The sequence below is a fragment of the Salinigranum salinum genome (genome assembly GCF_009176545.1).
Lineage (GTDB): Archaea > Halobacteriota > Halobacteria > Halobacteriales > Haloferacaceae > Salinigranum > Salinigranum salinum.
The window spans coordinates 1,895,731-1,915,530 of record NZ_VTOJ01000001.1 but is presented as its reverse complement, the minus strand read 5'-3'; the positions used below and the strand labels follow the sequence as shown (position 1 = coordinate 1,915,530).

21 protein-coding genes are annotated in these 19,800 nt (G+C 66.9%); 6 read left to right on the top strand and 15 right to left on the bottom strand.

Translation table 11 applies throughout. The features are described 5' to 3' along the window. Positions 1-161 precede the first annotated feature (161 nt). From FZP69_RS09140 to FZP69_RS09130, 3 genes are all read right to left on the bottom strand, one after another. A complete protein-coding gene (locus FZP69_RS09140; RefSeq protein ID WP_152041010.1) occupies positions 162-1,400 on the bottom strand; it encodes a mandelate racemase/muconate lactonizing enzyme family protein in 1,239 nt (412 codons plus the stop codon). A 179-nt stretch (positions 1,401-1,579) separates the two neighbouring features. Further along, positions 1,580-1,984, bottom strand: a complete 405-nt coding sequence (locus FZP69_RS09135; protein ID WP_152041009.1) for a luciferase domain-containing protein — start codon at positions 1,982-1,984, stop codon at positions 1,580-1,582. A gap of 235 nt (positions 1,985-2,219) precedes the next feature. Then, complete coding sequence (locus FZP69_RS09130) at positions 2,220-2,771, bottom strand: DUF7344 domain-containing protein (protein ID WP_152041008.1); 552 nt, start codon at positions 2,769-2,771, stop codon at positions 2,220-2,222. 223 nt (positions 2,772-2,994) lie between these two features. Here FZP69_RS09130 and FZP69_RS09125 point away from each other — a divergent pair, with 223 nt between their 5' ends. The 5 genes from FZP69_RS09125 to FZP69_RS09105 all read left to right on the top strand — a co-directional run bounded on the left by FZP69_RS09125 (position 2,995) and on the right by FZP69_RS09105 (position 7,127). After that, entirely contained in the window at positions 2,995-4,155 is a 1,161-nt protein-coding gene (locus FZP69_RS09125) for a SipW-dependent-type signal peptide-containing protein (protein ID WP_152041007.1), read from the top strand. A 6-nt stretch (positions 4,156-4,161) separates the two neighbouring features. Next, complete coding sequence (locus FZP69_RS09120; protein ID WP_152041006.1) at positions 4,162-4,677, top strand: signal peptidase I; 516 nt, start codon at positions 4,162-4,164, stop codon at positions 4,675-4,677. After that, positions 4,674-5,315, top strand: a complete 642-nt coding sequence (locus tag FZP69_RS09115) for a TasA family protein (RefSeq protein ID WP_152041005.1) — start codon at positions 4,674-4,676, stop codon at positions 5,313-5,315. Before FZP69_RS09120 ends, FZP69_RS09115 begins: the two co-directional genes overlap by 4 nt. A gap of 135 nt (positions 5,316-5,450) precedes the next feature. Beyond that, positions 5,451-6,473 carry a hypothetical protein gene (locus FZP69_RS09110; RefSeq protein ID WP_152041004.1) on the top strand — a complete coding sequence of 341 codons (1,023 nt, stop codon included), beginning with the start codon at positions 5,451-5,453 and terminating at the stop codon, positions 6,471-6,473. A 207-nt stretch (positions 6,474-6,680) separates the two neighbouring features. Next, the gene (locus FZP69_RS09105) at positions 6,681-7,127 is read left to right on the top strand and encodes a DUF5799 family protein (RefSeq protein WP_152041003.1); all 447 of its coding nucleotides are present in this window, start codon (positions 6,681-6,683) and stop codon (positions 7,125-7,127) included. A gap of 90 nt (positions 7,128-7,217) precedes the next feature. On the opposite strand, the gene FZP69_RS22490 is transcribed toward FZP69_RS09105, so the two are convergent. The 4 genes from FZP69_RS22490 to FZP69_RS09090 form a co-directional block, all read right to left on the bottom strand. Then, positions 7,218-7,367, bottom strand: a complete 150-nt coding sequence (locus FZP69_RS22490) for a DUF7557 family protein (RefSeq protein ID WP_192918514.1) — start codon at positions 7,365-7,367, stop codon at positions 7,218-7,220. Between the two features lie 142 nt (positions 7,368-7,509). Then, complete coding sequence (ptsP, locus tag FZP69_RS09100; RefSeq protein WP_152041002.1) at positions 7,510-9,228, bottom strand: phosphoenolpyruvate--protein phosphotransferase; 1,719 nt, start codon at positions 9,226-9,228, stop codon at positions 7,510-7,512. Further along, positions 9,225-9,470 carry a PTS sugar transporter subunit IIA gene (locus tag FZP69_RS09095; protein ID WP_152041001.1) on the bottom strand — a complete coding sequence of 82 codons (246 nt, stop codon included), beginning with the start codon at positions 9,468-9,470 and terminating at the stop codon, positions 9,225-9,227. The genes ptsP and FZP69_RS09095 overlap by 4 nt, the downstream gene beginning before the upstream one ends. A 176-nt stretch (positions 9,471-9,646) precedes the next feature. Continuing rightward, positions 9,647-10,627, bottom strand: a complete 981-nt coding sequence (locus tag FZP69_RS09090) for an isocitrate/isopropylmalate dehydrogenase family protein (RefSeq protein WP_152041000.1) — start codon at positions 10,625-10,627, stop codon at positions 9,647-9,649. Between the two features lie 263 nt (positions 10,628-10,890). Between FZP69_RS09090 and FZP69_RS22875 the strand changes: the two genes are divergently transcribed. Continuing rightward, complete coding sequence (locus FZP69_RS22875) at positions 10,891-11,340, top strand: hypothetical protein (RefSeq protein ID WP_204959935.1); 450 nt, start codon at positions 10,891-10,893, stop codon at positions 11,338-11,340. A 92-nt stretch (positions 11,341-11,432) separates the two neighbouring features. Here the strand turns inward: FZP69_RS22875 and FZP69_RS09080 are convergent, their stop codons facing one another. The 8 genes from FZP69_RS09080 to FZP69_RS09045 all read right to left on the bottom strand — a co-directional run bounded on the left by FZP69_RS09080 (position 11,433) and on the right by FZP69_RS09045 (position 19,717). Next, positions 11,433-12,125: a haloacid dehalogenase type II gene (locus FZP69_RS09080; RefSeq protein ID WP_152040999.1), complete on the bottom strand. Its 693-nt coding sequence runs from the start codon at positions 12,123-12,125 to the stop codon at positions 11,433-11,435. Positions 12,126-12,187: 62 nt separating this feature from the next. Continuing rightward, positions 12,188-12,805, bottom strand: coding sequence for a 3-isopropylmalate dehydratase small subunit (gene leuD / locus FZP69_RS09075; protein WP_152040998.1), 618 nt, complete (start codon positions 12,803-12,805; stop codon positions 12,188-12,190). Continuing rightward, the gene (gene leuC / locus FZP69_RS09070; RefSeq protein WP_152040997.1) at positions 12,802-14,223 is read right to left on the bottom strand and encodes a 3-isopropylmalate dehydratase large subunit; all 1,422 of its coding nucleotides are present in this window, start codon (positions 14,221-14,223) and stop codon (positions 12,802-12,804) included. Before leuC ends, leuD begins: the two co-directional genes overlap by 4 nt. Beyond that, positions 14,216-14,521 (bottom strand): hypothetical protein, encoded by a 306-nt coding sequence (locus tag FZP69_RS22975; RefSeq protein WP_240137507.1) that lies wholly within the window; start codon positions 14,519-14,521, stop codon positions 14,216-14,218. The genes leuC and FZP69_RS22975 overlap by 8 nt, the downstream gene beginning before the upstream one ends. 16 nt (positions 14,522-14,537) lie before the next feature. Continuing rightward, positions 14,538-15,590: a ketol-acid reductoisomerase gene (gene ilvC, locus FZP69_RS09060; RefSeq protein ID WP_152040996.1), complete on the bottom strand. Its 1,053-nt coding sequence runs from the start codon at positions 15,588-15,590 to the stop codon at positions 14,538-14,540. Positions 15,591-15,641: 51 nt separating this feature from the next. Further along, positions 15,642-16,301: an acetolactate synthase small subunit gene (gene ilvN, locus FZP69_RS09055; RefSeq protein ID WP_152040995.1), complete on the bottom strand. Its 660-nt coding sequence runs from the start codon at positions 16,299-16,301 to the stop codon at positions 15,642-15,644. Further along, entirely contained in the window at positions 16,298-18,103 is a 1,806-nt protein-coding gene (gene ilvB, locus FZP69_RS09050; protein WP_152040994.1) for a biosynthetic-type acetolactate synthase large subunit, read from the bottom strand. Before ilvB ends, ilvN begins: the two co-directional genes overlap by 4 nt. 345 nt (positions 18,104-18,448) lie before the next feature. Beyond that, a complete protein-coding gene (locus tag FZP69_RS09045) occupies positions 18,449-19,717 on the bottom strand; it encodes a LeuA family protein (protein ID WP_152040993.1) in 1,269 nt (422 codons plus the stop codon). Between the last annotated feature and the right edge of the window lie 83 nt (positions 19,718-19,800).

Genomic DNA, 19,800 nt, shown 5'->3' with positions numbered 1-19,800 from the left:
GTACGAGGGTGAGGGCGAGTGAGAGGGAGATGACTCGGTGCGTCGCTGGCCCGACTTCGATTCGATCAGTCGAACAGCGCAAATCGGAGCGTTCCTGGCTCGACGAGTCGTTTCACTCCTCGTCGAACAACGCAGCACTCCGTGCTGCTGGCTCGATGAAGCTACGCTTCATCGAACAACGTCTCGCCCTCGACCATGTGCGCCTCGACGGCATCCATGTCGAGCGTCAGGCCGAGTCCCGGCTGCTCGGGGATCTCGATGTAGCCGTCCTCGATGACCGTCTCCTCCACGAGATCGTCCCACCAGCCGAGTTCGTACGAGTGGTACTCCACCGCGAGCGAGTTGGGGATCGCCGCGCCGACCTGCGCGGAGGCCATCGTCGCGATCGGCGAGGAGACGTTGTGCATCGCGACGGGGACGTAGTACTGGTTGGCGACGTCGGCGATCTTCCGCGTCTCTCGCATCCCACCGACCTTGGGGAGGTCGGGCGCGATGATGTCGACGGCCTGGCGCTCGATGAGCCGCCGCTCCTCGGTCACTCTGTACCGGTTCTCGCCGACGGTGATCGGCGTCGTCGTCGACTTCGTGACCTCCTCCTGCACGTCGAGGTTCTCCGGCGGGACGGGGTCTTCGAGCCACCAGACGTCGTACTCCTCGACGGCGGCGGCGAGCCGCTTGGCCGACCCGCCCGAGAACGTCCAGTGACAGTCGAAGGCGGCGTCGGCGCGGTCTTTCACGCGCTCCGTGACCTGCTCGACGATCTCCGCCTTGTGTCGGATCTCGCCCGGGCGGAGGTGGCGGTTCGCGCGGTCCTTCTCGTGGCCGGAGGGGACGTCGAGGTCGAACTTCAGCGCGTCGTACCCCAGTTCCTCGACGACGCGTTCGGCCTCGTCGGCACAGGCCTCGGGGTCGGCCTCATCCTCCGTGTGACAGTCGCAGTAGACGCGCATCCGATCGCGGTACTTCCCGCCCAGCAACTGGTACGCCGGGAGCTCGAGGATCTTGCCCGCGAGGTCGTGCAGCGCGATCTCGATCCCCGAGATCGCCGTGACGGTGACGCCCTCGATGGAGCCCTCGCCCGACATCTTCTGGACGAGGTGTTCGTACAGCCGGTCGATGTCGAGGGGGTTCTCGCCGACGACGAACGGCGTCATACGCTCGATGAGTTCCGGCACCCCGGCACCCCAGTACGCCTCGCCCGTGCCGACGATCCCCGCGTCGGTGTACACGCGTACGAGCGTCCACGGGAAGTTCCCGTCGACCATCGTCGTCTGGACGTCCGTGATCTCGACGTCCCGGCCGCCGCCGCGTTTGGCCGTGACGCCCATCGTCTCGCTCGACAGCTCTCGCATCGTGTACTCCGCGTTCGGATCGTGGAGCGAACCGTAGTCGATTCCCATGGTCATGGGTTTCCTCGGTGGTTAGTAACCCTTTGCGATCGCCCGTTCGTGGGACCCCGGTCTGCTGGTCGTGTGCTGCTCGTCGTTCGAGCGCGCGCCGACGGAACGGAGACGGATCGAGCCGTCCGGGACGAGCTCTGTGGCGCTCTCACGAGGCCCCCGTCCTCCCCGCTCGCGTGTCAGGCCGACTGTTTCTCGCCGCCGGGATGGGCGAGCAGTTCGACGAGCTCCGTGCTCGCACCGAGCCGTCGGAGGTGGTCGTCGCGGGAGACCGACGGCACGTCCGGGGTGCAGCGGTGGAGATACGCGATCCGGAGCAGTCGGATCGCACCCGGAACGTCGGCCGCGGACCGGACCCGGTATGTGACGCGGTCGGGACGTCCCCGGACGCCGTCCGCGAGGCCGTCGGTCAGGAGCTGGTCCCGGAGCGCGGGACTCATCGGAACGGTGAGGTGACCGTCCGCGGAGAGGCGGGCGAACTCGCGGCCGTCGACGCGAAACGTCTCCCCTCCGTCGACGGCGACGGTTTCGACGTCGCGCCACTTCGTGACACGATGCGTGATTGGCGTGATCTTCGGGTCCATTGTCGGGCTACACTCCCACTGTCGACCGGGATAGGCGCTGCGTAGACATAACCTTCCCTCCGACAGTTGGTCCGACAGGACGGTACGGGGACGAGGATGTTGCCAGTCGAGGATCTCAGAGTCCAGACAGCAGCTGCATCACGTCGACCGTCCGCAGCATCGAGGACCCGTCACCGGCGCGGATGGCTCCGGTGTGTCACTCGATCGCGTTACGTTCAGGTCGTCCCAAACGCCGTCACTTGAGGTATCGGTTCATGAGTAGCCACCGCCGATCCCAGAGCTGTCTCGCCGTGGAGACGACGAGGAGCGCGAGGAACAGGACGGACCACAGGAGATCAGGCACGGTGACCAACAACGGTGCCCCGAGTTCGCTGGCGACGACGACGAGCATCGACACTGCTGCGATCGACCGGTAGTAGCTCATCCAGGTGATCCCGTACGGCGAGACGAGTTCGAGGTAGAGCGTCGCCGTGCCCGCGTCGTCGCCCAGGATTACGGTCTTCCGGTCCGGGTCGTACTCAACCACCCCCCGTTCGTCGAGCTTCGGGAGGTGCGTCTGGATGAGCGAACTGTAGACGCTCTCGCGGGCTTTGCGTGGTGGTGGCGACTCGTCCGTCTCCTGCGCCGCGATTCGCTCCGACAGACCTCTGACCGTCGCCTGTCCCGCACGCGAACACAGTTCTTCGATCACCCGTCGTCGCCGGTCGTTCCTGAGGAGGTCGAAGATCTCACCCTCGGTCGTGTCCGTTCCGTTCGTCTGCACTCCGATCGTTGTCCCCCAATTCATACACGAAACTATCACATTCACTGACTTAATAATGAACAAAAAGAATGAATTTAGCGTGTTGTTTCGCTTGGGTTCGTTCCGGCTGAGACCTGTTAACCGATGGTTTAGAGATCGGTAATGGCTGTGATAACCCGTCCAACCGGTCGTTATCTCAGGGTTCGTGTAATTACTGAATACCAATACGTCCCAGGGGTCAGATGGCTCATCACGGGCCAGAGCGACGATGGAAGACGACAACTCCGACAGCTTCAAGCTGTCACGACGGAAGGCTCTCGCCGGAATGGGCAGCATCGGACTGGCCGGTGCGCTCGGTATTGGCGGGACTTACGCACAGTTCAGCGACACAGAAGAGAGAGCGATCACCTTCACGGCCGGCGGTATCGACGGTCAACTCGAGTGGAGCGGTTCCTACAACGGCGAACACATCGACTCGGACACGAGTCACGTCACTCTCGAGCCCTCGGATGCGCTTGACACGGGAGACACGAGCGGCATGACTGCCGACACCGGCGGCCTGTACGGTGAGAACTCCATCCCTATAGACGTTCATTTCGATGACGTAAAGCCCGGGGACTACGGCTGCGTCAACTTCACCCTCACGGTCCAGGACAACGAGGCGTGGGTCGCCTCGAAGATGAACGTGCTGGAGAACGTCGACTACAAGAACTACGAGCCGGAGATCGCTGCTGACGGGAACGTCACGCAGACGAACGTCGACAACTCCGGCGCTCTGAACGCATCTGCGCTCGACGCAGATGGTGAGGTCGTTGGGGAAGCGGCTACTCAAGGTGACCTCGCCCAGAACATCTACACGATCCCGTACTACGACAGTGACGATAGCTGTCAGTTCTTCGATGGGAGCGGCTTCGACGCGCAGGGCTACAACGGTGCGACTGCTGGTAGCTTCTGGTCGAACTCACAGGAAGACGGCAGCTCGGGCTTCACTGCTCAGGACGACGTTCCGGAGGACCAGGATGACATCGTTGCTGGTCAGGAGTACTACCTCGCTCCGCGCAGCGTCCTCGACGTGTCCCAGAACGTCAACGCGATCGGGACGGCCTTCTGGAACTCGGACGACTTTACGCTCGGGTACGACACGGCCCCCAACGGCTCCACGATCGCGAAGGGCTCGACGATGCTGGACGGCAGCGTCCCGGCCCGAAGCGACTCGGGGAACAACACTCAGGGCGTGGCTCCACTCCCGCCAGGAACCGAGCTGAACTTCGGCTACGACTTCCACATCCCGTTCGGTACGGGCAACGAAGCGCAGGGTGACCGGTGTTCGATCAGCCTCGAGTTCCTGTTCCTGCAGAGCCGACACACGGACGCGCCGGACTTCACGTCCTACGCGCCCGGTCAGAACACCCAGCAGGACAGCTCGTAAGCCGAGATGATCCGCAGGGCAGTCAAAGCGGTTGCGGCGCTCGCCCTGCTGATAGTGGTAGCTGTACTGCTCGCGAATGCCTTTCCATGGTTCGCCGGCGCGGACTACTCGTACACCGTCCAGTCGGGAAGCATGGAACCAGCGATTCCGACCGGCTCGGTCGTCTTCGTCGAAGATGTCCCTGCTAACGACATCGAGGAGGGTGACGTCATCACCTTCGCCGAATCGGGGAACGGCCCAACGACTACTCACAGGGTGATCGAGAAGTTCGAGACCGATGACACGGTTCGGTTCAGGACGAAAGGCGATGCAAACGAAGACCCGGACCCGGAACCAGTCTATCGGGGCGCCGTCGTTGGTGTAGTTGTGTTCAGTGTGCCCTTTGTCGGGTATCTGTCCGCGTTCGCATCCACGAAACTCGGGTGGATCGTACTGGTCGTTCTCCCGGTCACGCTCTGGATTGGGTCGGAGATGTGGGAGTTGTGGAAAGCCGGTACACGGTCAGCGGAGGAGACAAAATGAGCAACGACAAGAACATCAGCAGGCGGAAAGCCCTCGCCACCATCGCCGGGACCGGTGCCGCAGCAGCAGCCGGCGGCGCGGGGACGTTCGCCTACATCACGGACAGCGGAGAGGCGGACGTGTCTCTCCAAGCGGGGAGTATCGTGCTTCAGGTCTCGCCCGAGACGATCGACTTTACCTCCGAGACCGCTTCGGACGGTGAAGACAACGAACAGGACGACGGCGATGAGATGACGACTACGATCACACTCCAGAACGCAGGCACGCTTCCTGCCAAGGCGCTTCATGTCAGTAGTCTGAGTCTCACCGGTAACGATGACCTGAAGAACAACGCGAAGGTGACGACGCTCAATCTCGTTCAGCCCGGTGGGACATCCATCGACGCGCTGGACAGTGGGAGTTCGCCCTACTACGGCGATGCGGATGACCAGAACGGCAACGGGTTCTTGGACCTTGCTGACCTGAAGGCTCGGATCGATCAGGCTCCGCTTCCGGCGTTCACGTCGGGCCAGCAACTCAAGCCGTTCCAAGAAAACCAGCTCCAGATCGAGCTCGGCGTCACCTACGATTACGAGGGTATCACCTCGAACGGCGGGACGCTCGAAGCGACGTTCGAGTTCACCGCCGCACAGCAGTAAGCACAGTCGGGTAACACGCGCTACCCGTTGTGTGGAGCACTGGCCTCGTGTCCGCGTGTAAACGCGGCGCAGACGGTTCGATTCCGTTTGGCTCCCTTTGGGATGAAGATACCAAGACGACGTGTCCTGGCCGGCATGGGGCTTATAGGGGCTGGTGCAACTGTCGGCGGGGCCGGCACCCGTGCGCTTTTCAGTGACGCGGAGGGGACGCTGACAACGGTCTCTGCTGGCGAACTCGATCTCGGGCTGGACTGGCGGGCAGTACACAACGGAACGCAGGTCGCCTCGATGTCCCGGACGGGAACCGACGGCGGGGTCGCTGCTGCGTTCGAGGACGTCAAACCCGGCGACAGCGGCTGTTTCAGCCTGAGTATCCACAACGACACGAACCCCGCGTGGGTGTGGCTGGCGATAAGCCTCGTCGACGAGGTCGAGGGACAGCCCGACCCGCTTGAGGGAGCCGCCTGCACGATGGTCGGCAAGATAGAAGACTACGACGGCGACGCGTTCGACACCGTCGAGGGGGGGAATCGCGTCGCCCCCGGCGTCTACGAGTTCGACGTCGACGACGAGACCGTCACGATCGAGGTATCGATCACGAACGAGAAAGGGGAGTCGGCAGAGGACGACGAGGCTGTCGGGTTCACCGCCGAGGTGATACAGGGCTCCTACGGGCTGTGTGCCGTAACGGTCAAGTCGAGCACGACCACGGACACTACGACGTTCGACGACTGCACGTTCTCGACCCCCGAGATCAGAACCCCTGCGACGAACCCGCAGGGCGTCGAACAGGGGATCAGCTTCGTCGGGTTCTCCGTGTGCGAGACCGAACAGTCGCCGGGTTCGGACCACGCCGAACTGGCGGACGAACTGCTCGTCGACGTCTTCTGGGACGACGACGAAGACTGTGAACTCGACACCGGAGAAGCGTCCCTCTCGGCGGACGAGACGCTCCGTGACCTGGTGAGTCGAACCGACATGGAGGCCGGGGGACTCCTGCTCGATGGCTTCCGCACCGGGACGCGATCACTCTCCGTCTCGTGGCGGCTGCCGACCGAGGTCGGGAACGAGATCCAGGGCGACGAACTCGAACTCTCTTTCGACGTTTACGCCGAACAGCGCCGTCACAACGACGAGCCGGTGAACCCCTGGACCTAAGATCGAACCGAACCCGTACCATCACTGGCCGGTCAGGACGCACCGGTACGTGTTCCGGTATCCGTCATCCTTCATCGATCCGCCCGTCGATCACGGTGGCTGGACGACTCTGACAGTCCTGACGACGAGCGAACACGGTGGCCCCGGATATGCGGGCGGGACGCTGCCAGGGAAACCCTGATACGGTGTCTCACCATAGGCGACGGCATGGCAGACTGGACAGACCGTATCGTCGGCGACCGGATGACGGTCGACCGCGAGTTCAACGACCGCGTGACCGCCTCCGAGTTTCAGAAGCAGGAGTGGAGCCTCATCATGACCGCCACGGAGTTCGAGATCGAGAACGCGGACGACCCCGACGCCGCACGCATCGTCGCCAACACGGACAAACTCGAGGGGATGATGCCCCACATCGAGGAGGCGGGGAAACGACAGCAGTCGATGGCCGGCGGCGGGTCGGGATCGAGCGGCGGGAGTGGCGGCGGCCTGTTCGACTCGGTCAAGAGCGCACTCGGCCTCGGCAACGGCGAAGAGGGCAACGAGGCGAAGCTCGCCGCCGCCGAACGGCTCGTCCAGGAGTACGCCGACGAACTCCAGTCACACCTCGAGTCGAACGGGAAGTGGGACCAGGTCCGGCGGTCGTACGACGGCTGAGCGTCGCTCGCCGACGGTCACGACTGCGAGAACTGCCGTCGAGAACGACTGGCGACAGAGCGCTCACGACGGGACGCCCCTCGCGAACCGCTAGTACTCGTCGCCGGAGTGGAACAGCGTCATCTCGCTGGCCCGGTAGATGTTGATGAGCTCGCTGACGATCTCGTCGTACTCTTCGTCCTCGACCCGGAGGGCGTCGAGGCGTTCGACCGTCTCGTCGTCGAGGTGGATCTGTGGCATACCTACGACGAAACGCCGGGCGGTCTTAAATCCACCATCGGTTCTCCACGCGGGACACGACACCCCCGATCGGTCGATCCGTCTCGTCGGCCCGGCTCCGCTCGTCGTGTCCGTGGTCGGCGAGTCGATGACCGCGCCGGCGTTACGATCCGTCGTCCACCCCGCCTTCGAGTCGGTCGATCGCCTCGGCTCTGGTGCTGGCCCCGGCGACCGCCGCGGCGAGTTCGCTCGCCGCCGCCGTGTCGACCGCTGCGACGCGCTGTTTCACCGCCGGGACGGTGACCGCACTCATCGACAGTTCGTCGAGGCCGAGTCCCAGGAGGAGCTCCGTCAGGGCGGGATCGCCGGCCATCTCGCCGCACATACCGACCCAGCAGTCTTCCCCCTCGGCGGCGCGCACCGTCTCGCGGACGGCCCGGAGGACGGCCGGCTGACGGAAGTCTCGCAGTTCGGCCACGCGCTCGTTTCCGCGCGCGGCCGCCATCACGTACTGTGCGAGGTCGTTCGTGCCGATGCTGAAGAAGTCGACCTCGCGGGCGAGGTCCGGTCCCACGAAGACGGCGGCGGGCGTCTCGATCATCACGCCGAACTCGGGGTCGGCGTGTGCGACGCCGGCGTCGGCGAGGTCGGCGGCGACCTCGTCCAGACGCGCGCGGGTCGCCCGGACCTCCTCGACGGTCGAGACGAGCGGGAGCATCACGGCGAGGTCGCCCGCGCCGTCGGCGGCCGCGCGCAACAGCGCCCGCAGTTGGGTCTCGAAGAGGTCGGCGTCGACCCCGAGCGACCGCCTGATCCCCCGGTCGCCGAGGAACGGGTTCTCTTCCTCTGGGAGGTCGAGGTACGGGACGGGCTTGTCGCCGCCGACGTCGAGCGTGCGGACGACGACGCGGCCCGACGGGAAGGCGTCGAGCGCCTCGCGGTAGGCGTCGTACTGCTCGTCCTCCGAGGGGGGTGACGCGCGGTCGACGAAGAGGAACTCCGAGCGGTAGAGCCCCACGCCGTCGGCGCCGCGCTCGACCGCGGCGTCGACCTCGACCGGCCGACCGACGTTGGCCGCGACCTCCACGGGCTTGCCGTCGGCAGTCTCGACCGCCTCCGCACGAACGGGCGCGTCGACTCCGCCGCCGACACCGGCTCTCGTCGCCGCGGTCGGGTTCACGACCACCGTGCCCGCGTCGCCGTCGACGACTACCTCCGCACCCTCGTCGACGTCGTACAGGCCGTCGCCGACGCCGACGACGGCCGGCAGCGCGAGCGAGCGGGCGAAGATGGCCGCGTGCGACGTTCGCCCGCCCGTGGCCGTGACGAATCCCGCAACGACGGCAGGGTCGAGCTGTGCGGTGTCCGAGGGGGTGAGCCGCTCGGCGAACACGACGCTCCCCTCGGGGAGCGACCGCAGATCGACCCGTTCGGTCCCGGTCAACAGCCGGAGCAGTCGGTCGCGCACGTCACGGAGATCGTCCGCGCGCTCGGCGGTCCGTCCCTCCATCGACTCGAACTGCTCGATCGGTCCCGCGAACGCCTCCCGAACCGCGTGCGGAGCGGGCAGTCCGTTCCCGATGGCCGCCTCGACGCCCTCCTCGATCTGTGGGTCCGTCAGGAACTGGACGTGCGCGCCGAACACGTCGGCTTCGGCCTCGCCGACCCGCTCGCGCGCCGTCTCCCGTTCGCGCTCGAGCTCCACACGGGCGGTGTCGCGCGCCTCGTGGAACCGTTCGACCTCCGTGTCGTGGTCGATCTCCGCCGGCTCGTCGGGCAGATCGACGGTCGTCTCGGGGCGATACCACACGACACGACCGACGCCCGCGAGCGGCGTCGCCCCCTCGCCGTGCAACCGTCGCTCGGTTTCCGGGTCGCTCATGCGACCCTCACCTCCATCGGCGTCCCTCGGACCGCCGTGGTCGACGTCGCCGTTCGGCTCGACTCCCGCACCCGCTCGTCCACGAGCGCTCGCGAGAGCGCGCTCGGGACCTCGCGGTGATCCACGCCGTCGTCGTTCCCCGCCGGCGACAGGAGTGCGAACGGGAGGTGAGACGGTGGTTCGGCGAGCGTCACCGGTTCGGGCGGTATCAGTCGGTCGATCGTGGTGGAGTCGATCGTCATTGGTGTCGTGGCGAGAGTGTGTGATCGTGGTCGCGACCGCGGGCGACGGATCGTTCGACTCCCCGTACTCCGCGTCCCCACAAAAAGTCGGCTGTCGACGGGAGCCGTCGTTCTCGCCGCCGAACGCCGTCCACGTTCACGGTGACCCGACCGCGACCCCGTCACTCGTCGCCCGATCAGTCGAGCCGCGAGACGATCGCGTCCGTCACCTCGTCGGTCGAGGCGTCGCCGCCGAGGTCGGGCGTCCGCGGCCCGTCCGCGAGGACGGCCTCGACCGCGGCGTGGACCGCCTCGCTCTCGTCCTCGTAGCCGAGCGAGTCGAGGAGCATCGCCGCCGAGAGGACCGTCGCCGAGGGGTTGGCGACGCCCTGGCCCGCGATGTCGGGCGCGCTCCCGTGGACGGGTTCGAAGAGACCGCGCTCCGGCCCGAGGTTCGCGGAGGGGAGCAGTCCCAGCCCGCCGACGAGCCCCGCCGCGAGGTCCGAGAGCATGTCGCCCGCGAGGTTCGGACAGACGACGACGCCGTACTCCTCGGGATGGAGACAGAGATGCATCGCCAGCGCGTCCATCAGCGCGTCGTCGGTCGCGACGCCGCGTTTCTCCGCGACCGACTCGACGGCCGATTTGAACCGGCCGTCGGTCTCGCGCATGACGTTCGCCTTGTGTGCGACCGTGAATCCGTCCCACTCGCCCTCCTCGACGTAGTCGCAGGCGAACCGCGCGAGCCGTCGCGACGCCGAGTTCGTGATGACGCGCGTCAGCGTCGAGAGGTCGTTGGTCAGTCGGTGCTCGTGGCCGCCGTAGACGCCCTCGGTGTTCTCGCGGAGGAACACCAGGTCCGTCTCGGGTCGGAGGGCGTCCACGCCGGGGTAGGCTTTCGCCGGCCGGACGTTGACGAACGAGTCGACCGCCCGGCGGAGCGGGATGACCACGTCGGCGGCGGTCTCGCCCGCGGCACCGAACAGCGTGGCGTCCGCGGAGGCGGCGAGGTCGAACGTCTCTTGCGGGAGCGCCTCGCCCTCGCTTTCGAGCACGTGGTCACCCGCGGGCGCCTCGATGAACTCGAAGTCGCCGACAGCCGCCAGCACCTCGCGGGCGGCGGGGATCACTTCCTGTCCGATACCGTCACCGGGGATCACGACGATCTCGTCGGTCATGGTTACCTGCGTGTGCGGCCCGGTGATGAATGGGTCGGTCCGCGTCCGTCGCACGGTGGACGACCAGGAACGGGGGCGGGCCAGGGTGTGTTCGCGCCACCGACACCCGACACGTCGCGGGACCGTCTGACGGACGGCCGACTGAAGCTTATGAGCGGGGCCGTTCACTGGCCGCGTATGCACTGTCGCTGGCGGAGTGACGAACCGACTCGCTGGCAGCCACGCGTGACGGGTCGGCGGACGGTCGCCATCGGGGGACGACGATGAAAAGCAGTGATGGGACCGAGAACGGGGAGACGGCCCCCGACGGGATCGAGGATGAGGGGACCACCGAAACGGACGGGACGGCGGACGTCGACGAGGTACCCGGTCCCGACGAACGCCCCGTGGCCGACGGTCCCACGCACGGGAGCCGACACGTCTCGATCGAGATCCGCGAACCGCCCGCTCCCGACGAATCGCCACGACTCGACGCGAGGACCCGCGTCGACACGATGGTGAAGGATCGTCTCCTCCCGACGGCCCGCCTCGAAGACGGACGGTACGTCGCGTGGTGGTTCGACACGGACGCACCCGATCCCCACGACGCGGCGACGTCGGAGTGGGTCGTCGCGCCGACCCGGTTCCTCGCGGCCGCCACGTTCAGAGAACTCACCGAGGATCCGGCCCGGTTCGACGAACTCGTCGGGGCGGGCGAGGAGGAGCCGGCGTAACCCGACAGAACCGAGCGGAACTGGACGGAACCGCACGGAACGGGAGCGGAGGCGCCCGTCGCACGCCTCGTCCGACCCCACGTGTCACGTCCTCAGACACCGAGTCGATCGCAGAGCGCGTCGAGCGAGTCGACGGCGAGCGTCGGGGCCGGGCCGAACGACGGCCACGCTGGTGCCCCGTCCCGGCGCAGGTGTACCCCCTGCATCCCGGCGTTCATCGCCCCCTGGACGTCCATCCAGTGGGCGGTGACGTGGGCAACCTGTCTCGGCTCCCGCCCGACCCGCGAGGCGGCGTGTTCGTACAGCTCCCGGGCGGGCTTGAGCGTCCGCACGTCGTGTGCGCTCACGCGCTCCGCGACGATGTCGGCGATCCCCGTCGACGCGACCAGCGAGTCAAGCATCTCGGGGTTGCCGTTCGAACAGATCGACGGCCGGTAGCCGGCCGCGGCGAGCCGCTCGAACCCTCGCGCCACGTCGCCGAACGGCTCGAGATCGTGGTACACGCCGTTGAGGTCACGGAGCCGGTCCTCGGGGAGTTCGACTCCCTCGGCTCCGAGCGCGTCCCGGAGCCCGTCGAGGTGGAGCTCGAAGTACGTGTCGTACTGGTCGAGGTCGTTGGCCACCACGGAGTAAAAGAGGGCGTTCTCGCGCCACGCCGTCGCGACCACGTCCGGGTCGTCCACGATCCCGTCGAGCACCCGTGCGGCCGATCGCGTGTCGACGAGCGTCCCGTAGGAGTCGAACAGGACCGCCTCGACCCGGTCGGCGTCGAACGTCTGGGGCATGTCTCGTCGAACCTGCGAACCGTCGACAGAAATACGCTCGCCCGACGAGCGAGCGGTGTGCGCTACGATTCGAGGTCGACGTACGGCAGCGACTCGGCGAGTTCGCGGGTCGCGTTCCGGTTCGCCCGCATCAGTGCCGTCGTGTCCCACTCGCCGTCGACGAGCGCCTTGCGCTGGGCGTCGTCGACCGTCACGTCGACCGTGGTGTCGCCGTAGGTGACCGTCTCGGCCTCGACGTCGACCGCGATCTCGCCGTCCGGATGCTCGTCGATCCACTCTTGGATCGCCTCCACCGTCTCCGAATCGGCCGTGACGGTCGGAATGCCGAGCGCGAGGCAGTTCCCGGCGAAGATCTCGGCGAACGACTCGCCGACGATGGCGTCGATCCCCCAGCGCATGAGCGCCTGTGGGGCGTGCTCGCGCGAGGAGCCACAGCCGAAGTTGGCGTTGACGACCAGCACCGAGGAGTCCTGGAAGCGCTCCTCGTTGAACGGGTGGTCCTTCGGCGTGTCGTCGTCCTCGTACCGCAGGTCGAAGAAGGCGAACTCGCCGAGCCCGTCGAAGGTGACGACCTTCATGAACCGCGCCGGGATGATCTGGTCGGTGTCGATGTCGTTGCCGCGGATGGGGACGCCGCTCCCGGAGACGTAGTCGACCTCGGGGATCTCGACCTCGCTCATGCCAGTGCGACCTCCTTGAGGTCGCGCACGTCGGTCACTTCCCCCTTGAGGGCCGCGGCGGCGACCATCCGTGGGTTCATGAGGATCGTGCGCCCATCCTTCGACCCCTGTCGGCCGATGAAGTTCCGGTTCGACGAGGACGCGCAGGCCTCGTCGCCCTGCAACTGGTCCTCGTTCATGCCGAGACACATCGAACAGCCGGCGTTGCGCCACTCGAAGCCGGCCTCGGTGAAGATCTCTTTCAACCCTTCTTCCTCGGCGGCGCGCTGGACGCGCTGGCTGCCGGGGACGACCATCGCACGGACGTCGGGGTGGACCTGCCGACCCTTCACGATCGTGGCGGCACGCCGGAGGTCGGCGAGCCGGGAGTTCGTACACGAGCCGAGGAACGCGACGTCGATCTCGTACCCCTCCATCGTGTCACCGGGCGACACGCGCATGTGCTCTTGCGCGCGGCGGGCCGTCTCCTGCTTGGCCTTCGGGAGCTCGTCGGGGTGGGGGATCGGCTCCGAGATGCCGATCCCCTGCCCGGGGGTCGTCCCCCACGTGACGACGGGTTCGAGCTCGTCGCCGTCGACGACGACGACGTCGTCGTACTCGGCGTCTTCATCGGACGAAATGGACTCCCAGTACGGCTTGAGTCGCTCGAACTTCTCGGGGTCCTCTCTGAATTCGTCGGTGTCGCGGAGCCACTCGTACGTCTTCTCGTCGGGGTTGACGTAGCCCGCGCGGGCACCGCCCTCGATGGACATGTTGCAGATGCTCATCCGCCCCTCCATGTCCAGCGACTCGATCGCCTCGCCCGCGTACTCGTAGACGTAGCCGACGCCCCCTTCGGTGCCGAGTCGACGGATGATCTCGAGGATGACGTCTTTCGCCTCGACACCGTCGCCGAGTTCGCCCGTGACCTCGATCTTGCGGACCTGCTGTTTCTCCATGGCGACACAGCCCGTCGCCAGCACGTCGCGGATCTGCGACGTCCCGATCCCGAACGCGAGTGCACCGAACGCGCCGTGCGTCGACGTGTGGCTGTCGCCACAAACGATGGTCTTGCCGGGCTGGGTGATGCCCTGCTCCGGCCCGATGACGTGGACGATGCCCTGGTTCCCGGTCGTCGGGTCGTCGAACTCGATGCCCGCGTCGCGGACGTTCTGTTCGAGTTCGGCCATCATCTCCTCGGCCGCGCTGTCCCCGTAGGGCCGCGACTGGTCCGCGGTGGGGACGATGTGGTCGACCGTGGCGTGGGTCAGTTCGGGGTATGCGACGTCGAGATCGCGCTCGCGGAGCATCCCGAACGCCTGCGGGCTCGTCACCTCGTGGATGAGGTGGAGGCCGACGAACAGCTGCGTCTGTCCGGTCGGTAACTCCGTCACCGTGTGGCGGTCCCACACCTTGTCGTACAGTGTTCCCTCACTCATCTGTGGTTTCCTCTGGATCCGGTACTGTCCCGTCGGCTTTCACCTCGTCGGTCGGTGCCGCCTCGTCGGTCTCGTCGGTCGGCGGCGTCTCGTCGGTCTCCTCGCGGTCTGGGCCGCGTTCCCACACCTCGTTCGCGCCGTCGCCGTCGGGCGCGGTGTGTTCGACGTCTCTCATCTCGTCGCCCTCCGTGCCGCCGTCGGCGGCGGCGGGCCCGCGCGTGAACACGCCCCCGTTCGCGCCGAACGCCTCCCCCGTGTGGGGGTTCGTGTGTTCGATGTCTTTCATCTTGCGTGTCATGTGTCTCTCCTGGTCGTCACTCGTTCAGTGTGATCTTCCCGTCGTCTTCGGTCGCCTCTTCTTCCTCCTCGGCCCACGCGAACAGCCCGCGCAGGCGCGCGCCGACCTCTTCGATCTCGTGGTTCTCCTCCTGCGCGCGGAGCTGCCAGTACTTGGGTCGGTTGGCCTGGTTCTCGGTGATCCACTCCTGGGCGAACTCGCCCGACTGGACCTCCTCGAGGATCGCCTCCATGTTCTCGCGGGCGTGGTCGTCGATGACACGGTCGCCGCGGGTGAGTCCGCCGAACTCGGCGGTATCGGAGACCGAACCCCACATCGCGCCGAGCCCACCCTCGTACATCAGGTCGACGATGAGCTTCATCTCGTTGAGACACTCGAAGTACGCCATCTCCTTCGAGTAGCCCGCGTCGACGAGCGTCTCGTACCCCTGTTTGATGAGCGAGGCGATCCCTCCGCAGAGGACGGCCTGTTCGCCGAAGAGGTCCGTCTCGGTCTCCTCTTTGAACGTGGTCTCGACGACGCCCGCGCGGGTACAGCCGATGGCGTGGGCGTACGCGAGTGCCTCGCCCTTCGCGGAGCCGGTGGCGTCCTGGTACACCGCGAGGAGACCGGGCGTTCCCTCGTCGTTCTCGTAGTTGCGGCGGACGAGGTGGCCCGGCGACTTCGGTGCGATCATCGTCACGTCGACGTCTTCGGGGGGGACGATCTGGTTGTAGTGGATGTTGAAGCCGTGGGCGAACTGGAGCGTGTTGCCGGGTTCGAGTTCGTCACGGATGGCCTCGAACACCGCCGGCTGGACGGTGTCGGGGACCAGCATCGAGACGATGTCGGCCTGGGCGGCCGCCTCGACGGGTGTCGCCACGCGGAGCCCGTCGGATTCGGCTGCCGCGCGCGACGAGGAGCCCTCGCGGAGTCCGACGACCACGTCTACCCCGGAGTCGGCGAGGTTCTGCGCGTGTGCGTGGCCCTGACTCCCGTAGCCGAGGACTGCGACCGTCTTGTCGTCGATCTGCGAGCGATCCGCGTCGTCGTCGTAGTATACGTCGATAGTGAATTCGGCGTCTGACATGGATTGGATAGGTGGAAAGCTGATGTTTTTACGTTTCGGTCCGTCGCCGGCTCAGTCGTCCGGCCACTGCTTCGCCGTCGCGTTCGCGCCCGCCTCCAGCGCCGCCGCGCCGGTCCGAACGATCTCGCGGACGCCGAACCGCTCGAACGTGTCGAGCGCGTTCTCGATGGTCTTCTTCGGGCCCGTCACCTCGACCGTGATCGCCTCCGCGCAGGCGTCGACCACGGTGCCGTCGTACATGTCGGCGACCGCGGCGATCTGGTCGGGGTGCTCGCCGTCGATCTTGATGAGCGCGAGTTCGCGGCGGACGGCGTCGTCGGTGAGTTCCGTCACCGAGATGACCGGCACGAGCTTCTCCAGTTGCTTCTTCGCCTGTTCGATGCCCGGCTCCGGTTCGCGGATGACGAGCGTGATGCGGGAGTACTCCTCGGTCTGCGTCGTGCCGACGGTGAGCGACTCGATGTTGAACTGCCGGCGGGCGAACAGCCCGGACGCGCGAGCGAGCACGCCGGGTTCGTTGACGACGAGCGCGGAGAGCACCGCCTCGCGGGTGTCGGGTTCGGCCTCGACCTCGGGGTCGATCCGGATGCCCTGGCTGTTGCGCCGGCCCTGCGGGTGCGGCCGTTCGTCCGGGCCGGGCCCTTTCAGTCCCGTCCTGTGGGTGTCTTCGGCTCGTGACGACTCCGCTGTGGGGGTTCGGTCCGAACTCATAGCTGGTCCTCCGAGAGCGCGAACTTCCCGTTGGGTGCGCCCGACGCGACCATCGGGTAGACGTTCTCGGCCGGGTCGACGTGGAAGTCGATGACGCTCGGCCCGTCGTACGCCAGCGCCTCCTCGACGGCGTCTGCCACCTGGTCGTAGTCGTCGACGCGCCAGCCGCGGGCACCGAACGCCTCCGCCAGCTTGTCGAACTCCGGACACCAGTTGTACTCGGCGGCCATCCGCCGCCCCTCGTAGAAGGCGTCCTGCCACTGGCGGACCATCCCGATGTACTCGTTGTTGAGGACGGCGACCGTGATGTCCATGTTCTCGCGCACGGCCACGGAGAGCTCCTGCATCGTCATCAGGAAGGAGCCGTCGCCGTCGAAGCAGACCACGGTGCGGTCCTCGTCGCCCATCTGGTCCGCGGCGAGGCGTGCGCCGATCGCCGCCGGGAGACCGTAGCCCATCGTCCCGAGCCCGTGCGATGAGACCCACGTCCGGGGTTCGCGGTAGGTCCAGTACTGCGAGGCCCACATCTGGTGCTGGCCGACGCCCGTGGTGACGATGGTGTCGTCGGGCGTGGCCTCGTCGAACGCCTCGACGACGAACTGCGGCTTGAGGGGTTCGTCGGCGGGTGCCGCGTAGTCCATCGGATACTCCGACTTCCACTGCTGGCACTGGTCGCGCCACTCGCGGGCGTCGGGCGAGTGCGCCATGGTGGAGTCGACCTGGTCGAGCACGCGCCCCGCGTCGCCGACGAGCGGGTAGTCGGCGTGGACGTTCTTACTGATCTCGGCGGGGTCGATGTCGATGTGGACGACCTCCGCCTCCGGGGCGAACGTGTCGATGCCACCGGTGAGTCGGTCGTCGAACCGCGTCCCGACCGCGATCAGCAGGTCGGTGTGGGTGATCGCCATGTTGGCGTAGCCGGTTCCGTGCATGCCGGCCCACGACAGGCAGAGCTCGTGGTCCTCGGGGAAGGAGCCGATACCGGGCATCGTCGTCACCACGGGGATGCCGTGGTCGGTGGCGAACGCACGGGCGGTTTCGGTGGCGTCGCCCTTGATGACGCCGCCGCCGAACAGCAGCAGGGGTTTCTCGGCGTTCTCGATGGCCCTCGCCGCCACCTTGACGTCCTTGGCGTCGGCCTCCATCTGCGGGTTGTACGTCTTCGGCGGCCGAGCCGGGCCGGGGTCGCGACCCGTCTCCGCCTGCGTGATGTCCTTCGGGAGGTCGACCAGGGTAGGACCCGGCCGACCCATGCCGGCAAGCGCGAACGCCTCGCCGACGGTGTCGCCGACCGTGTCCGCGTCGCCCGCGAAGTAGTTGTGCTTCGTGATCGGCGCGGTGACGCCGATGGTGTCGGTCTCCTGGAAGGCGTCGGAACCGACCATGTCGCTCGGCACCTGGCCGGTGAGCGCGAGCACGGCGTCGGAGTCCATGTTCGCGTCCGCCAGTCCCGTGACGAGGTTGGTCGCGCCGGGGCCCGACGTGGCGAGACAGACGCCCGGTTCGTCACGGACGACGCCGTAGGCGTCCGCGGCGTGGGCCGCGCCCTGTTCGTGGGCCATCATCACGTGCCGGATCGACGAGTCGAAGAGGGCGTCGTAGACGGGCATGATGGCACCGCCCTGGACGCCGAACGCCGCCTCGACGCCCGCCCCCTCGAGCGCGCGGATCACCGACGACGCCCCGGTGGTCACCGGCGGTCGTTCGTCCGCTGGTTCGTCTGTTCGTGGCTGTGCTTCCGCGTCGGTCGACCCGCTCTCGGGATCGTCCGCCTCGGGTTTCGGTGTCGCTCGTTCGCTCATGTGTTTGGTTCCTCGGCTTGGGTTCGGTGTTGGTCGCTACACGCCACTGTGTTCGGGTCGGTCCAGTCCGCGCTGAGAAGAGGGAGTGAGGGGCCTAGACAGCCCCTACGATCGACCGGATGGCGGCGGCATCGACCCTGGGAGCGCCCGTGCTCGTCGACCGAGCACCGCTGCCACGGGTGAGATGCCTCATCGTACCCGAAGCGATACGCTCGGATCATAAAACCCTTTCGTGAGCGGCCGCTGCCCTCGCGTCGAGGGATCGGCCGTCGTCGTACCGGACCGTGGTCGTCGCGGACCTGGACCTGCGGCTCGCGGGTGGGAGCGAACGGGAGGCGGGACATCCTACGCCCGGACCTCCTCGTGTTCTTCGTCCTCGTCCTCGCCCTCGAGACGGTCGACGCCGACCTCGTCGGCGAACCGTTCGAGTTCGGTAATCGTGACCCGCTGTTTCTCCGCACCGTAGTCCTTGACGCGCCGGGTGATCTCGCGGACCTGCGCGTCGGTCGGCTCGAAGCCGGCGTCGACGAGCCGCTTGCGGACCGAGTGCGTCCCCGTATGCTTGCCGAGCACGAACTCGCGGGAGGCACCGACCATCTCCGGCGTCATCACGCCAGGCTCGAACGTGCTGGCGTTCTCCAGCACGCCGGCGGCGTGGATCCCGCTCTCGTGGGAGAACGCGTTGCGCCCCACGACGGGCTTGTTCTGCGGCACCGGGATGTCGCTGGCCGCCTCGACGATCCGCGACAGTTCGGTGATGCGCGTCGTGTCGATGCCGGTGTCGATGCCGTAGAGCGACTCGGCGGACATCACGACCTCCTCGTAGGCGGCGTTGCCGGCGCGCTCGCCGATGCCGTTCACGGACACCTGCGCCTGTTCGGCGCCGGCCTCGAAGCCGGCCATCGCGTTCGCGGTGGCGAGCCCGAAGTCGTCGTGGGCGTGGACGTCGATCCGTGCGTCGGTCGCGTCGACGATCTCGCCGATGAGGTTCGCCATCCGCGTCGGCGTACAGACGCCACAGGTGTCGGGAATGTTGATCCAGTCGACCCCCTCTCCCGAGACGGCCTCGATGATCTCCATCAGGAACGCCTTCTCGGTTCGCGTGGCGTCCATGGGCGAGAACATGCACTCCACACCCGCCTCCTTGACGCGGCGGACACTCTTCACCGCGCGCTCGACCGCCTCCGCGCGAGAGGCGTGCATCGAGTCCTGCAACTGGACGTCGCTGGTGGACACGAAGACGTGTACCAGATCGACGCCCGAGTCGAGCGCGGCCTCGACGTCCTTGTCGACGACGCGGGCCAGCCCGCACGTCGTCGCGTCGGACGCCGCGGCGATGTCTCTGACTGCCTCGAACTCGGCGTCGGAGTTCACGGGGAAGCCCGCCTCGATGACGTGCGTCCCCATCGCGTCGAGGAGCGTCGCTATCTCCCGTTTCTCGTCGTACGAGAAGGAAGTGCGTGGCGACTGCTCACCGTCGCGGAGCGTCGTGTCGAAAACCCGTACCGTCTCGATCTCAGAAGTGGTTTCCAGTGTGCCCTGGAAGAACTCGACCCGCCGGGGAACCCGACGAAGTGTCCTCCACGTCCGTGTTATTGGACATTGTACTTCCAAGGAGCCGTCGACAGTATATAAAAGTGTCCTTCGTGTCGCGTGACGGCCCGGGTGAGCGCGCCGTTCGTGCTGGAGCGTGTCGC